This is a genomic window from Shewanella rhizosphaerae (assembly GCF_019457655.1).
GTDB lineage: Bacteria > Pseudomonadota > Gammaproteobacteria > Enterobacterales > Shewanellaceae > Shewanella > Shewanella loihica.
In genome coordinates this window covers 1,662,881-1,677,802 of sequence record NZ_CP080420.1, presented here as the reverse complement: position 1 = coordinate 1,677,802, position 14,922 = coordinate 1,662,881, and the positions used below count along the sequence as shown (strand labels likewise).

Annotated in this window: 12 protein-coding genes and 1 tRNA gene; 7 read left to right on the top strand and 6 right to left on the bottom strand. The window is 54.2% G+C overall.

What is annotated here, in order from left to right:
• The first annotated feature begins 49 nt into the window (after positions 1-49).
• From K0I63_RS07525 to K0I63_RS07515, 3 genes are all read left to right on the top strand, one after another.
• Positions 50-1,837 (top strand): DUF3413 domain-containing protein, encoded by a 1,788-nt coding sequence (locus K0I63_RS07525; RefSeq protein ID WP_220083019.1) that lies wholly within the window; start codon positions 50-52, stop codon positions 1,835-1,837.
• Positions 1,838-2,002: 165 nt separating this feature from the next.
• Positions 2,003-2,079 (top strand) — tRNA-Pro (locus K0I63_RS07520).
• 417 nt (positions 2,080-2,496) lie between these two features.
• Positions 2,497-4,665 (top strand): sensor domain-containing diguanylate cyclase, encoded by a 2,169-nt coding sequence (locus K0I63_RS07515; RefSeq protein ID WP_220083018.1) that lies wholly within the window; start codon positions 2,497-2,499, stop codon positions 4,663-4,665.
• A gap of 85 nt (positions 4,666-4,750) precedes the next feature.
• Here the strand turns inward: K0I63_RS07515 and K0I63_RS07510 are convergent, their stop codons facing one another.
• Complete coding sequence (locus K0I63_RS07510; protein WP_220083017.1) at positions 4,751-6,352, bottom strand: alpha/beta hydrolase; 1,602 nt, start codon at positions 6,350-6,352, stop codon at positions 4,751-4,753.
• Between the two features lie 113 nt (positions 6,353-6,465).
• On the opposite strand from K0I63_RS07510, the gene K0I63_RS07505 reads away from it, so the two are divergent.
• A complete protein-coding gene (locus K0I63_RS07505; RefSeq protein WP_258406964.1) occupies positions 6,466-6,972 on the top strand; it encodes a DUF6942 family protein in 507 nt (168 codons plus the stop codon).
• A 101-nt stretch (positions 6,973-7,073) separates the two neighbouring features.
• Here the strand turns inward: K0I63_RS07505 and nadE are convergent, their stop codons facing one another.
• A complete protein-coding gene (gene nadE, locus K0I63_RS07500; RefSeq protein WP_286670300.1) occupies positions 7,074-7,907 on the bottom strand; it encodes an NAD(+) synthase in 834 nt (277 codons plus the stop codon).
• Between the two features lie 208 nt (positions 7,908-8,115).
• Here nadE and K0I63_RS07495 point away from each other — a divergent pair, with 208 nt between their 5' ends.
• The gene (locus K0I63_RS07495) at positions 8,116-8,955 is read left to right on the top strand and encodes an AraC family transcriptional regulator (RefSeq protein WP_220083015.1); all 840 of its coding nucleotides are present in this window, start codon (positions 8,116-8,118) and stop codon (positions 8,953-8,955) included.
• Positions 8,956-9,083: 128 nt separating this feature from the next.
• Complete coding sequence (locus K0I63_RS07490) at positions 9,084-9,734, top strand: LysE family translocator (protein ID WP_220083014.1); 651 nt, start codon at positions 9,084-9,086, stop codon at positions 9,732-9,734.
• Between the two features lie 74 nt (positions 9,735-9,808).
• On the opposite strand, the gene K0I63_RS07485 is transcribed toward K0I63_RS07490, so the two are convergent.
• Positions 9,809-10,729 (bottom strand): M14 family metallopeptidase, encoded by a 921-nt coding sequence (locus tag K0I63_RS07485; RefSeq protein ID WP_220083013.1) that lies wholly within the window; start codon positions 10,727-10,729, stop codon positions 9,809-9,811.
• A 248-nt stretch (positions 10,730-10,977) separates the two neighbouring features.
• Between K0I63_RS07485 and K0I63_RS07480 the strand changes: the two genes are divergently transcribed.
• Positions 10,978-11,631: an RluA family pseudouridine synthase gene (locus tag K0I63_RS07480; protein ID WP_220083012.1), complete on the top strand. Its 654-nt coding sequence runs from the start codon at positions 10,978-10,980 to the stop codon at positions 11,629-11,631.
• An 84-nt stretch (positions 11,632-11,715) separates the two neighbouring features.
• Here K0I63_RS07480 and K0I63_RS07475 read toward each other — a convergent pair whose 3' ends face one another.
• The 3 genes from K0I63_RS07475 to K0I63_RS07465 form a co-directional block, all read right to left on the bottom strand.
• Positions 11,716-12,120: a hypothetical protein gene (locus tag K0I63_RS07475; RefSeq protein WP_011865258.1), complete on the bottom strand. Its 405-nt coding sequence runs from the start codon at positions 12,118-12,120 to the stop codon at positions 11,716-11,718.
• A gap of 372 nt (positions 12,121-12,492) precedes the next feature.
• The gene (sstT, locus tag K0I63_RS07470; RefSeq protein ID WP_220044820.1) at positions 12,493-13,716 is read right to left on the bottom strand and encodes a serine/threonine transporter SstT; all 1,224 of its coding nucleotides are present in this window, start codon (positions 13,714-13,716) and stop codon (positions 12,493-12,495) included.
• 300 nt (positions 13,717-14,016) lie between these two features.
• Positions 14,017-14,910, bottom strand: coding sequence for a chemotaxis protein CheV (locus K0I63_RS07465; RefSeq protein ID WP_220073570.1), 894 nt, complete (start codon positions 14,908-14,910; stop codon positions 14,017-14,019).
• Positions 14,911-14,922 lie beyond the last annotated feature (12 nt).

Here is a 14,922-nt window from a genome sequence, read left to right as displayed (position 1 = left end):
CTTAAAAAAAATTAAGATAGACAAGTATTTCAACAAATAACGGATCCCTATGATCGAGCGTAAAAAAGAGATGGGCCGTGATCGTGTGTCACGCTTAGTCAGTTGGGGGCATTGGTTTGCCTTCTTCAACGGCTTCTTGGCGATGATAGTCGGCGTCCGTTATATTGAAACCGTGGGCGCGCCCGAGTCGTGGATTGGCTGGGGCTATCTGGCCATCAGCACCCTGGGCCACTTTAGCTTCCTCGCCTTCATCGTCTATCTGGTGGTGCTGTTTCCCATCACCCTACTGCTGCCCTACTCCAAGATATTGCGCGGGCTCGCGGCCTTTGCCGCCACCCTTGGCCTATGTATCTTGTTGTATGACACCCTGATTTACGACGACTATGGTCTGCACCTTAGTCCATTTGTGTTCGACATCGCCTGGGCCGATCTCAATGCCCTGCTGCAAGGCACCTCTTATATCGTCACGCCGCTGGGGATCATCATCCTGGAGCTGACCGCCGCCAACTACCTGTGGAAACGCATAGAGAAGATCCGCAAGTCTAACTACGGCCCTAAGGTGGTGTTGGTTATCGGCCTCTGTTTCGTCAGCAGCCACCTGATCCATATCTGGGCCGACGCCGCCGATATCACAGAGATCACTCGCCTGGATGACGCCTATCCGCTCTCCTATCCTGCCACCGCGCGCTCCTTTATGGAGAGCCACGGCATAGAGAAGAGCAGCAAGGCACAAGACCTGAGCAAGCTGCAACCGAGTCTCAACTACCCAATATCGCCACTGCAGTGTAGCGCCGACCCAGAGCTCAACATCTTGATGATCGCCATCGATGGCTTCAGGGCCGATCTGGTGGACAAAGAGACCATGCCGTTCCTGTACGAATACGGCAAACACAACCATGAATTTAAGCAGCACCTAAGTGGCGGCAATATGCACAACAGCGGCATGTTCTCCCTGCTCTATGGCCTGCAGGGCAGCTATATCGCCGCCAGCGACCTTAGCTATCGCTCGCCTGTGTTCACCCAGGAGCTGGCTAAACAAGGCTACATCCTGGCGCGTTTCGCCCCTGAAACCAGCAATATCGAGCCACAGGCCATCTATCAGGATATGACCTCGCACATTCAGCCCCTCACCAACGGCGTGGCCGATGCCGATATTCAATCCATCGACAGCTTTAACCAGTGGCGTATGCAGCAAGACAAGCCTTGGTTTGCCCTACTCAACCTGCAGAGCCCTGACAGCTACGACACACCTATCGGTTTCCTGGGTATCGAGACGGTGAAGCCGAGCACGCCGCTCAAGCCGGCGCAGAAGGTGCTGTTCAACCAATATCGTCAGTCGCTCAACTTTGTTGACAAGCAGCTGCAAAAGCTTATCGAAAGTCTGCCAGCCAGCACCTTCGTGATGGTCACCGGCGTGTCGGGCAAGGTGTTTACCGGCGACAACGACAACCAGCGCGGCAACCTGTCACCGGCCAACGTGCATGTGCCGCTGATCATCCACTGGCCCGGCATGGAGTATGACAAGACGGTCACCTACCCCAGCAGCCACTACGGCGTGGTGCCGACCCTGATGACTCAGCTGCTCGACTGCACCAATAAGCCAAGCGACTACAGCGCCGGGCGCAACATACTGCAACCCCAAAGCGAGAACTGGACCTATATCGGCGACAACCTGGTGTTTGGCATCTATCAGGAAGATGAGATCACAGTGATCGACAGACACGGCAAATACCGTATCTATAACCGTGACTATAGCCAGCGTCTGCGCAACAAGAAGATCAGCGCGCCCGAGCTGATCCAGGTGATGCGCGAAGGACGACGCTTCTACAATCACTAGAAACTTGAGTCATTAAGCACCAAGTACTTAGGTTGAGCCAACAGCGACTATAAACTAGCCAGTCGATCGGGCTCAACCGCCGAAACACTTGCACAGGGGCAAACGACTTGATAAAGTTCAGCCTGTTCGAAGCAGACCCCAAGTCTTTGCTGCTTTGGATAAAATCGGTATGTAGCGCAGCCCGGTAGCGCACTGTCATGGGGTGTCAGGGGTCGGAGGTTCGAATCCTCTCATACCGACCAAATACTAGAAAAGCCAGCTGACAAGCTGGCTTTTTGCTGTCTGAGATTTGTTGACCGAAAATACTTCTGCTTCAATTATTGCCTCCCAGGTTCGCAACCTAAAGACCAATCTCCAACCATCCCATAATTTTTCAGATTTTCTCGCCAACACCAAGTAGTACAAAAGCGTTCCCTAACGCGAACAAGCAGCATCTTCAACCACAAAAGAGTGATAAGAAACATTTGGTTAGCATTTAACTGGGGATTCCCTTACACTCCTATTTAAGCGTGTCAGTATCGATACAGGCCTTGAAAAAGGGTCAGAAGCAGCCGATGAAAGCCTATTCGGGTCGCGGACAGAGAGCATCCGCTGTCGCAGTTCTGGCTGCATTTTCTGCATCAACTGCGTCATCAATGAAAGATTAGGGAAGAAAGTAATTGATCAATAAGAATCACCTTGGGTTTGCCGTGCTACTGGGTTTACTGGGCTTGCTGGTCAACCTGGCACCTATTCCCCTGTTTGGAAACCAACAGCTGATCATTGGTAACCTCTTCTTCGTGATCGTGGCCATCTTCCTCGGCCCCTGGTATGCCCTGTTAACCTCGCTGCTTTGTGCCACCGGCCTCTATATCGCCTGGGACAGCTGGCACATGTTCCTGCTGTTTCCGTTAGAGGCGCTGTGGCTGGGCTATGCGCGGCGCAAAGAGTTCTACACCCTGTATGCGGACATCACCTTCTGGCTCTTGCTGGGCATGCCGCTCTTCTATCTGTACGCCAACCTGGTGTTTCAGATGCCCAACAGCTACATGACCTTTATCACTCTCAAGCAGGGAATTAACGGCATGCTCTATACGGCGCTCGGCGCCATCTGCGTCACCATGCTGCCCAGCCAGCTGCATATCGACGGCAAGCTGATGAATAAGAAGCGCAAGAGCTTCAACGCCCAGCTCACCTACACCTTTACCCAGGTGTTGACCTTGGCACTGTTGGTATCGGCGCTGATCTTCAACAACAACTCCATCGATCAGCAGCAGCGGGATGTGAAGCTCAACCTGGAAGACTCGGCCGCCCACCTTGGCAAGGCCACAGAGAGCTTTATCGAGGGGCACATCAGCGCCATAGACAACGCGGCGCGCTGGTTGAGCCTGTCTAACTATGATGCGGCCCAGTGGCAGAGCCTGTTATCTAAATTGCACCAGAGCTACCCGTTTTTTATCTCTATGCTGATAGCCGATGACAAGGGGCTTATCTCGGCGGCCAGCCCCATCTCACGCCTAGGTAAGGAGACAGTTAAAAACAAAGATCTCAGCATCAGCGACAGGCACTATTTTCAGGAGGCCTTCTACAATCAGCTGACCTTTATCTCCCCGGCCTTCCTCGGGCGGGGGTTTGGCACAGATCCCATAGTCGCCATCAGCGCGCCGCTCTATTCCAAGGACAACCCGGTCAGCCCCATAGGGATCATCGAAGGCTCGCTGAACCTTACAAAGTTCGCCAGTATCGATGAGCGCAACCGTGAGTTTCACGAGCAGGCCATGGTGCTCACCGACGAGAACGGCCTGGTGATCTACGCCTCTGAGATGCTCGACCTGGCGCCCTTGACCCCGCTTAAGGTCTCCACCTCGGGGCAACGCTATCGCACCAGCCTGAACATGATCAACTTTCGTAATCTCGACAGCTTTAACCCTGAGTTCGCCTACGCCAAATATGTGCTGAAAAATGGCTGGTCACTCTATGTGGTGATGCCCTTCTCGCCACTGGTGAAGCAGGTGGAGCAGCAGTACCTGACCACCTTCAGCCTGCTGTTTATTGCCTTTATCATCACCATATTACTGATCAAGGTGATCAGTAATCGCCTGACCCAACCGCTTGAGACCATCGCCAAGAAATTTAGCCAATGGGGCATGGCCGAACATCAGGATGAGGCGATGGCTGACACCACACCCCAGGAGATCTACGCCCTATCCAGCAGCATTCAGAAGAGTAAGCAGGAGCTGATCAGCTACCAGCTGGAGCTGGAGGAAAAGGTGGCGATGCGCACGGTTGAGTTGGAAGATGCCAACCTCAAGCTACAGGCGCTGGCGGAGCGCGATGAGCTGACCCAACTCTACAATCGTCGCTATGTGGAAAATCATTTCGGTAATATTCACGACATGTGCAAGCGCAGCTATGCGGCGCTGGCGTTCTGCATCATAGATATCGACCACTTTAAGAAGATCAACGACACCTATGGCCACCAGATAGGCGATAGCGCCCTCATCGCCCTGGCCGAACTAATGAAGCAGTTCTTTAAGCGGGACACGGATATTGTCTCTCGTTATGGCGGTGAAGAGTTTTTGGTGGTGCTGCCCCAGTGCAACGCCCTGCAGGTAGAGCAACATCTGAATCAGTTTAAGGAGCTGGTCGCGGAGCATCAGATAGAGGTGCCGGGCCAGGAAGCGATCAGCCTAACCGTGAGTATCGGCGCGGTGATCAGCAATGCCGGCTACATGAACGACATAGATCACTGGTTTAAGATGGCCGACCTTAACCTCTACGAGGCCAAGGAAAATGGTCGCAACCGGGTGATCTGCTCCCTGCTGTCGGCCGAAGATCAGCTAAGCTAACGCCGGTTTTCACTTATGCAGTTTTAATTCACTCAGTTTTAACTCACGCGCTTTTAGCTCCTAGGCTTTATTAACCTAGTTTCTCTTACCGAGCCAAGCCTTCTGTTAAAGACTCAAGCCTTGCCGCATTGGCAGCTGGCTCGTTTGAAGGCGTGACATTGTCCCCTTGGCGAACTTGGATAAAGCTATCCACCCGCGCTAACAGATAAGGGAAGAAAGGATTCCATTTCTGCCTGAGCACCTCTGCTGCCGACACGCCCAGCACGCCGCGCTCCCCGCGGGTAGCCGCCGCGCCAATCTGCACCCTGTGACTCCCCTTGACGAACGCAGTGCCGTACAGGTTATCGCTCGCGGGATAAGGCAGGGCCACATGGGAGAGCGAATAGATGCCCGCCGGCCAATTGAGCCCCAAGGGCTGATGAACAACCACTTTCCCAGGCCGATACCTGTTGGCCTCGACCTCGTCGAGGCTCTTTTGCAGCTCATTTTGAGACGGCTCGCTTTGCGCAATCAACTCCTGCTCTCTCTCCTGATTTCGCTCCGGAACAGTTTGGCGATTCTGCACCAGAGTCAGATCGAACCTGGGGGCATCGAGACTAAGGGAAGGCAACAAGGCGGTCAGCGGATCGCTCACCACCAGGGCCAGGCTCAGGGGTTGGCGATTGATATCAAACAGCACCAGCTGATGCTGTTTCGAAGGCAGACGCCCATAGAGATTACTCACCACTGCCGGGGTCGAGACAGTAGCGTCGGCCACCGACTGAAAGGTTAAGATGTCGGCCAGCTCGGCCAATTGCGCCTGGGGCATCGCCTGCATCAGCTGTTGATTGCGCTCTGCCAGCTGATAGACCACATCACCGGCATTGACAGCGAAGGAGTTGTATTTAAAGGGATCGTACTCGGTCTGAATCGAGTTCCAGCTCAGCTTCTCCAGCCCCAACAGCCGCCCTAACCTGTCCTGCCACTTGGCACCGGCCGCCACCGGCGACAGGCCTATGGCCGGCGAGAGGAAGATCATGCCGCGGTAACTCAGTGTCGAATTATGCGCGAGCCGCTCGAGCTCATGGTTTAACGCCAGCGCCGCACCGGTAGAGAAGGCCACCACATAGAGCGGCTTATCACCCAGCTGCTGCTTGAGATGCTGGGTCGCCAGCTCCACCGCCCTGGCCATCTCCTGCCACTTAAGCTCCACCAAGCCAGAGGGTATGGTGCCGTGGCCCGGCAATCTTAGCCCCAGCAAGTGGGCACGCCCCTTAAAATGCTCGGCAAAGTGCGACAAGGCATAGGGAGAGTCTGACATGCCGTGCAGCAACAGGACGCCAAATTCGGCACCAGGCTTGGCCCACTCATAGCTGCGATTCCAGGCCTTAGGCCAGTTGTCTGGGTCGGCAAAGCTGCCATGCCAATAGCGATTGAGGGGCTGATCCAGGTGTTGGGTGCGGCGGTAGATCTTACTCTCCACCTCCTCGAACAGCTTGGCCTCCAGCGCCTGATAGGCAGGGAAATCGTCTACCTCGCTATCGAGGCGAAATTGATGCTCGAGCATGGTCGAATGCCAGATGGACAGGTCTGGACGGGCATTTAAAAACCAGACCCCAAAGGCGAGCGCGGCCGCGACAATGCCGAGACAGGCATAGGTGACAGCGATGGAAAGATGTTTTGTCGAGTGAATGAGCAATGTTTTCATGAGAATGACCGCTAGGCTCCATGTGCGCGCGCACGCGCTGCAAGTCCGTTAACCATTAACATACACGGCTTTATTGCGTAAACTCCAGCCTCAAAGCCCAAGGAATGAATAATATGTCTAAGAATGTGAAGCCCTTAGGGCAGGAATGCGCCAAGCGCTGCTTTTATCTGCCAACGCCTCCCCTTCTGCCTGCCGACTGGCAGCATGCCCAGCCAGCCGACTTAAATAAAACTGACATAGAAAGCGCTAGCTTAAATATAGGCAGTTTAGAGAGTCTGATCGCCCTCAACGGCAATAACTGGCGCAAGATCTTAGTGATCATGGCCAAACTGAGCGCGCCGGACGACGACTGGCGCGGTTACATGGACAAGCTATTAAAAAATGACGAGCAGATACGTTTCGGCGCCGATACCCTCTCCCCCCAGGCCAAGGAACATTATGTCTGCGGCCAGCAGAGCGCCACCGCCCTAGGCTTAACGCCCTTGAGTGAGCCCAAGACCTTTACACAGCAGCAAGATAACGATAATCAAATCTACCTGCTGCCCTATCTTGATTATCGCCAGTGTCCCAACGCCCTGATAGCGGATTTGCGTAAGCTTCGCGAATCGCTCACCGACTAGCCGATTAGTCCTGAAGCCACCAGGCCTCACCAAAGAAAAAGGCGCCTAGGCGCCTTTATCGATTCTGTTTGCTATTTTACTTTGCTATGACAGATTCAGAGTCAGTCGTATAGCGTCGGAATAGGCTTCCGCTTGTGCTGGGTCGCGTTGTAGATGGCGATCAGGCGCGCCTCGACCGCGGCGTCTACCGGCTTACCTTCGAGGAAATCATCAATCTGATCATAGGTCAGCCCCAGGGCGACCTCATCTTCGAGCTGTGGCTTGTCACACTCGAGATCCGCCGTCGGCGCCTTATCGACCAGCACGCTAGGTGCGCCCAGTGCCGCCGCCAGCTGACGCACCTGACGCTTGCTCAGACCAAACAGCGGCGCCAGATCGCAGGCACCATCGCCCCACTTGGTATAGAAGCCGGTGATGTTCTCGGCGCTGTGGTCGGTGCCCACGACCAGGCCACCGGTCAGGCCGGCAATCTCATACTGGGCGATCATACGCATTCTGGCCTTCACGTTACCCTTCACGAAGTCGACATTACTGTGTGGATGAGAGATGACGCCTGCCACTTCGAGGCCCGCCAGGGTTTGATGATGGATCCCTTCGACCCCTTCACCTATATTAACCGTTACCAGCTTGCTAGGCTGAATGAACTGACAGGCCATCTGCGCCTCATCTTCATCCTTCTGCACCTTGAAGGGCAGACGCACCGCGATAAACTGATAACTGCCTTCATATTCGCCGTCGCTGTTCAGCTCATCCACCGCCAGCTGGCACAGACGGCCCGCCAGTGAGGAGTCTACCCCACCGCTGATCCCCAACACGAGACTGGTGGCACGCGCCTCTTTGAGTTTCGCTTTAATAAAGGCGATACGTCTTTGCACCTCATATTCCACCTCGATATGCGGCTGCACCTTCATTTCACGTATGATCTGTCCTTTCACTGGTCCGACTCCACTTAGGTTAACTGTCAGCATGATTCTAAGCTGACCATTATGAGCCAATTCCTCGGGAAATTCACGACCTAAGCTCACCCCAATCCAATAAATGGGTCGAGAGGCTGCAATTATTTACTAGTCAGGGGAAAACGCCCTGATCTACACTGGCTAATCAGACGATCGGAGGGTCCGATCAGGAGTCAAGCGAAGCGAGATGATGGCAACAAGCGCGGTAGAGAAGATAGATTATTGGCAGGCGAGCATCTTGAAAGAGATGGAGCTGAGCCGCGCGCAATTTACCCATTTTGCCTTCGAGAAACATGTGCATCTGGACTACCACATAGGCGTGGTCTGCCATGGCGGCCAACGCTATCACCACAGGGGCAGCGAGTATCGACTGACGCCGGGCAACATATCCACCCTCAACCCAGACGAGAGCCACAACGGCCAGAGTATCGCCGATGGCGGCTACGAGGCCTTGGTGATGTCACTGCCCACTAGCTATGTGCAGCAAGTGGGCGAGGCGCTCAACCAGGGCGAGCTCTATTTCAGCACGCCTATCCTAGACGACCCTAAGCTGAGGGCCTATTTCATCCGCCTGCACAGCCAGCTTACCCTGCATCAGGCCAACATCACGCCGCTGGAGGCGGAGACCTTGCTGCTTGGTTTTATCAGCGAGCTGTTTTATCGCCATGGCAAGCTGCGTAACCTGCCGAGCAGCCAGGCCAGGTTGAGCGGTGCCCAGCTGGACAATATCAAACAGCAGTTCCACCAAGGGCTGGATCAGGAGTTCGAGCTGGAGCAGCTGGCGCTCTCCGTCGGCTTGAGTAAGTTTCAATTCTTGCGTCAATTCAAGGCGGCCACCGGCATGACGCCCCACGCCTACCTGAAACGCCTGCGCCTGGAGTACGCCAAGAAGGCGCTGATGCGGGGCGACAGCGCCATCAGCACCGCCTATGACTTAGGTTTCTTCGATCAGAGCCATTTCAATAAGGCGTTCAAGCGAGCGTTTTTGATCACCCCGGCCCATTTTCAGAAACGGGTCACGCCCTGATAGGTTAGCCCACAGGCAAAAACATCTAACCTAAAAGCAAACGCGCAATATTTTACAATCCCGGCGCCGGGGATAGGCTTAATATGGCAACATCGATTTAAATTTAACGCGTGAGAGTTCAATTACTGATGGAATTACAGCTGCAACTGCTTTTCTCTTTGGCCGTCATACACACGGTCGCCCTGGCCAGCCCAGGCCCAGATTTCGCCTTGGTGGTCAGGCTCGCCGCTCAGGAGCACAGGCGCACGGCGGTCGCCGCCGCACTGGGCCTTGCTGTGGCCATCACGCTGCACACGCTACTGAGCCTTACCGGGGTTAGCCTGCTCATCAAGGGCTCACCCAACCTCTTCATGGCGGTGCAGTTGATTGGCGCCAGCTACCTGGGCTGGATGGGCATTGGCGCCATACGCGCCGCCATCGCCCATTGGCGAGATGAGGCCCATCTGAATGCGGCAAGCATCACGGGGCGCGGTCTCGGCGCGGCACAGGGCTTCATGCAGGGCGTCTCCACCAACCTGCTCAACCCCAAGGCGCTGGTGTTTTTTATCACACTGTTCTCGACCCTGATCACCCCAGAGGTAACCCTAAGCACTAAGGTGGCCGCCACCGCCATGATGTTCGCCCTCTCTTTGGGGTGGTTTAGCCTGATCGCCCTGGTGCTGTCTCATCCCAAGATGCAGCTCAAAATGAAAAGAGCAACCCCACTGATCAACCTATTGACCGGATTGCTCTTTATCTTCGTCGCCGGAGTGATCCTCACCGGCGCCCTTGGCCGCTAACACCTTGGCCGTGAAGCCCTCAACCGTCAATACAGCGGCGCTGGGGCTCACTCGGGTGAAGCTGATTGACTAGCTCAGCCCTGGCTGCGGATATAATCCAGCGCCGAGCTTACCGCCATCACCTGGGCCTGAATACAGTTTTCATCGTCCACCAACGGACTATCTGGATAGACCTCGGTTGTGGTGTTGTATCTGGCATCGCTAAAGCCGCTGCACAGGCCCAGCGCCTTGGTCGCATAGTTGATCACTCCAAACTGAGTGATAGGCTCGCCTATCAATCGTCCCTGGTCATCGGCGGGGGCGATATGGGTCACCTTGCCCACTGCTGCTATGATGGCCGCCTGCATCTCATCGTTGGGGTTCTCGCTATCACCCACCAGATAGAAACCGTCAGGAATATTCCAGTTGGTCTGCACCTTGGCATCTCTTGCAGCTAAAGCTGGACGAAACTCGCTGTTATCTGTGTCAGTGGTCTCATGCAGGTCGATATGCGCCATCAAGGGCAGGTTAAAGCTCGCTACCCACTGCATCAGTGCGCGGGACTCCTGAGCCGGACTGTCGGCATAGAAGGAACGGTTAGGGTCAATTGCCTCGGGATTCCAGCGATTGATGGTCTCATAGCCCCAAGGGCTGACACAGGGAGCCACTAGGATATTGAAATCCTGGCTGTACTCGGCGGCCTTAGCGATCAAAAAACGTAGCGCGCCCTGCACGCCACTGGTCTCGTAGCCGTGTACGCCGCCGGTAACTAAGATAGTGGGCTTGGCCTGGTCCCAGTCGCGGGATTTAAAGCCATAGAGCGGATACAGGCCCTCGGCATAGTTAAGCTCGCCATAGTGCTGCGCCTCAAAGCTCTCGCTCACCTGGTTGAATTTGCTCAGCACCTCCTGCTCATAGGAGCGCTTCTTCTGCTGCGCGGCGCGCCACTTTGCTTTTTCCGCATCGCCCCAGGGCTTACCCGCCTCACCAATCCAATAACCTTGTTGCTCTGTCATCTTATCTTCCATCTTGTTATCTGCCTCGGCCAAGCCGCCCTTTGTTGGCGGGACCACATTCCCCCATGATACCTAAACTCGGCGTGCCTGTGAGCAAGCTTAAGGAAATTCAACTCGCCAGGCTTTGTAAACCCAGCCGTAAAATCGCAGCCAAGGTGAAATGGAAGACGTCAACAGGGTCGCAAACAGATGCCCATAGGATAGGCAGAACCGGGATTCTTTGTTAGGATCGCCGCCGAGGAGAGACGATGAAAATTTTTAGTTACCAGCCCCCGGCTATTCCCTGGCTAGACATACGCTACCAAGATCGCGACATCATCATAATCAACAAGCCATCTGGCCTGTTGTCTAATCCCGGCCGCGCCGCGGAGACCCATGACTGCGCCATCAACCGTCTGTTGCAACGTTTTCCCGAAGCCATCCTGGTGCACAGGCTCGACTGCGCCACCTCAGGCATCATGGTGTTCGCCCTCAACAAGAAGGCCGAGTCTCACCTCAAGACCCAGTTTCAAAACCGCACCACAGAAAAATATTATGTGGCCGAGGTTGCGGGCCTGATGAGCCAGGACAGTGGCAAAATAGAGTTGGCGATGAAGCCCGATAGCGAGCAACCGCCACTACAGAAGATTGCCGAGGATGGCAAACCGGCGACCACCTATTTTGAGGTGCTGGAGCGACGTAGCAACAGCACTCTAGTGAAGCTCAAGCCGATCACGGGGCGAACCCACCAGCTCAGGCTACACATGAAGGCGCTGGGCCACACCATACTGGGTGACGATTTCTATGGCGACGAAGCCATTATTGCCGCCGCGCCGCGTCTGCACCTGCATGCCGAGCACCTGAGTATCACTCATCCCTACAAGCAGAGCAGACTGAGCTTCTCGAGTCTGCATCCCTTCTAAAGCCTTTGCTTTTCAGGAGGCGACTCTCAAGAGCGGTAAAGCTAGACACAAAAAAGGCGCCTATCTGGCGCCTTTCTTCTTAGCTTATGCCGCGCGTTTAGCGGTATAGAAGCATTCACTGCTGTTGCAGAATTGCAGGTTGTTGTCGTCGGAGAGCAGGAAATATTCGCCGAACAGGTTACCACCGAGATCTTCTAGCTTGAGACCGTTATCGAGCCTAGTTGCCTGCATCTCATCAAAACTATGGCAACCATCGTTATACCAGGTCTCTAGAAACAGCTTATCGCCTTGACGATAAAGGGTGATCTTGTCGCCCAGAGAGGGGCGCTCATCTATCCACTGGCCAATAATTTCGCGTGTTTCCATATCTTGCTCCTGCCAACGTAAACGTTTGCGCTTTTCGACAACCGACATTTCGATAACTTGAAGTAATGACTGTGAACCGTTAGCACTGGCATTGCCTAACATTACCCTAAGCTCAGAACTCATATTTATTTAACCTCTAAATTACCGCAAATGTTACAACATTGTGAAAAAGCAACCATAAACCAACAAGTTAAACCGACTTGTCGTCTCCTTTGTGTGAAATTGTAACCTAGAGCGGAAATAAAAACGCGATCTAAATCACTTTTAATGCATTATTTAAGTAAAGTGTAATACAAATTTTTTTCAACACGCCAAAGCCGTCACTCTCTAAACCTTATCGGCCGCATCGGCTCATGCCATGAGGCCAAAATCGGCCCAAACACAAATCTAGACAAACAATTCAGGCACGAAAACCAGTTAAAAAAGCCAGACACAAAAAAGGAGCCAAGCGGCTCCTTTTCAATTCGAAAACTTATTAATCAGGCTAACGCAGGCTTAAATCTCCGCCTGACGCTCGGCCGCCTCACAGGCCGCCGCGGTAAAGAGCACGTCGGTGGAGCTGTTAAGGGCGGTCTCCGCCGAGTCTTGAATCACCCCAATGATGAAGCCCACGGCCACCACCTGCATGGCGACATCGTTAGAGATACCAAACAGACTACAGGCCAGCGGGATAAGCAGCAGTGAGCCACCGGCAACCCCTGAGGCGCCACAGGCCGAAACCGCCGCTACGACGCTCAGCAGAATCGCAGTCAGGATATCGACCTGGATCCCTTCTGTATGCACCGCCGCCAGGGTCAATACGGTAATAGTGATCGCCGCGCCCGCCATGTTGATGGTCGCGCCCAGTGGGATAGATACCGAGAAAGTATCTTCATGCAGATCCAGTTTCTCGCACAGGGCCATGTTCACCGGGATGTTGGCCGCGCTCGAGCGGGTAAAGAAGGCGGTCACGCCGCTCTCTCTAAGGCAGGTAAATACCAGTGGATAAGGGTTACGACGGATCTTAAACCAGACGATAAGCGGGTTGATAATCAGCGCGATGATCAACATAGAACCCAGCAGCACGGCAAGCAGTTGAGCATAGCCAGCAATCGCCTCGAAACCGGTTGCGGCGAAGGTGTTAGCCACCAGGCCGAAGATACCGATAGGCGCCAGACGGATCACGAAACGCACCATCTGAGAGATGCCGTGGCTTACATCGGCAAATACCGTCTTAGTGTTCTCAGAGGCGTGATGCAGAGCGATGCCCAGGCCCACACCCCAGGCCAGGATGCCAATGTAGTTACCCGTCATCAGGGCGTTAACCGGATTATCGACCACCTTGAAGAGCAAGGTATTGAGGACTTCGCCAATCCCTTCCGGCGGCGTCGCACCTTGGGCGCCGCTCACCAGCACCAGAGAGGTGGGGAAGAGGAAGCTCATGGTCACTGCGGTGATCGCCGCGGCAAAGGTACCAAAGAGGTAGAGGACTATGATAGGTCGCATATTGGTCTTGGTGTTTTTCTTCTGATTGGCAATCGAGGCCGCCACCAGAATAAACACTAAGATCGGCGCAATCGCCTTTAGCGCGCCGACAAACAGATCACCTAGAAAGGCGACACTCTCTGCCGAAGAAGGTGAAAAACTCGCCAGGGCAACCCCGGCAATGATCCCCAAGATAATTTGCAGCACTAAGCTGCCATCTGCCAACTTGGCAAATAAGGAACGATTTTGATTCATTGATTGACCTATCATTATAATTAATTGAATTTAACCTTTGCTCATCGCCGTCAACGTTCGCTGAGCAGAACAGCTTTCTTTATGTTATTTATCGTCTCTCGCCTTGGTCACGTATGGCCGTTATGACCGAAACGTACTAAGGATGAGAGTAAAAGCTGGTGTCAAACACAGGATCTGGCCCAAGGTTAAACTTCCTTCATCCTGTGTTTTATAGAAACTCCCCCGTCTTGTCTAGCAAACCGCTCGATTTCGCTTTAGATATTACCCACTAGCATCATAAAGATAACAAAAATCTAATCTTTAACTGGCCTGATGCCGCTTAGCCCCCCTGAGCATGGCGTCGATCAGCTCATGGGCGTCAAACTTGGTCAGCGCCTCGTTGGCGCCCACCTGATGGGCCTGACTCACACTGATCTCACTCGAGAGCGAGGTGTGTAATATGATATAGGCGTCGGCCAAGGCAGGCGTGTTCTTCACCTCGAACGCCAACTCATAGCCGTCGAGTCCCGGCATCTCGATGTCGCTCACCAGCAGATCCACCGGCCTTCCCTCCTTGGCAGCCTCCTCCATGATGGAGAGCGCGTCCCTGCCATCTGAGGTCACCAGATAGGGAATATTGATGCTGTCCAGCGCGTCGCTAAGCTGCTTGCGCGCCACCATGGAATCGTCCACCAGCAAGATATTGAGCGGTTTTAGGATCTCCCGCTGCACATCTGTCAGTATTGCCCGGGTGGTTTCCGGGCTGGCAGGGAATATTTTGGACAATAACAGCTCCACATCCAGCAGCTGCACTAACTTGTCATCGACCCGGGTCACCCCGGTGAGAAAGGCGTTCTTGCCTAGGTTATCTGGCGGCGACTCTATATCCCGCCAGTTACACTCGATGATCTTATCTATGCTGCGCACCAGAAACCCCATCACCATGCGCTGACAATCTGTGATGATGATATAGGCGTTGGCGCACTCTTCGGGCGTGATGGGCGCATAGCCCACGGCCGCGGCCATGTCTATGATGGGAATGGTGTGGCCCCTGACGGTCGCGGCGCCCAAAATAGCGGGATGAGACTGAGGGATCGCGCTGAGTTTTGAGAAGGGAACCAGTTCACGGATCTTGAGCGTGCCGAGGGCAAACAACTGAGTATGGGACAAGCGGAACAATAATAGGCCTTGAGATTGGCTCGCCTTACTTTTCATATTCTTACCGAC

Excerpts from the sequence above, each read along its gene's own strand:
- K0I63_RS07480 (WP_220083012.1), top strand. The coding sequence starts at position 10,978 with ATGAAAATTTTTAGTTACCAGCCCCCGGCTATTCCCTGGCTAGACATA.
- K0I63_RS07465 (WP_220073570.1), bottom strand. The coding sequence starts at position 14,910 with ATGAAAAGTAAGGCGAGCCAATCTCAAGGCCTATTATTGTTCCGCTTG.
- K0I63_RS07490 (WP_220083014.1), top strand. The coding sequence starts at position 9,084 with ATGGAATTACAGCTGCAACTGCTTTTCTCTTTGGCCGTCATACACACG.
- K0I63_RS07495 (WP_220083015.1), top strand. The coding sequence starts at position 8,116 with ATGATGGCAACAAGCGCGGTAGAGAAGATAGATTATTGGCAGGCGAGC.
- K0I63_RS07525 (WP_220083019.1), top strand. The coding sequence starts at position 50 with ATGATCGAGCGTAAAAAAGAGATGGGCCGTGATCGTGTGTCACGCTTA.
- K0I63_RS07510 (WP_220083017.1), bottom strand. The coding sequence starts at position 6,352 with ATGAAAACATTGCTCATTCACTCGACAAAACATCTTTCCATCGCTGTC.
- sstT (WP_220044820.1), bottom strand. The coding sequence starts at position 13,716 with ATGAATCAAAATCGTTCCTTATTTGCCAAGTTGGCAGATGGCAGCTTA.
- K0I63_RS07505 (WP_258406964.1), top strand. The coding sequence starts at position 6,466 with ATGTCTAAGAATGTGAAGCCCTTAGGGCAGGAATGCGCCAAGCGCTGC.
- K0I63_RS07485 (WP_220083013.1), bottom strand. The coding sequence starts at position 10,729 with ATGACAGAGCAACAAGGTTATTGGATTGGTGAGGCGGGTAAGCCCTGG.
- K0I63_RS07475 (WP_011865258.1), bottom strand. The coding sequence starts at position 12,120 with ATGAGTTCTGAGCTTAGGGTAATGTTAGGCAATGCCAGTGCTAACGGT.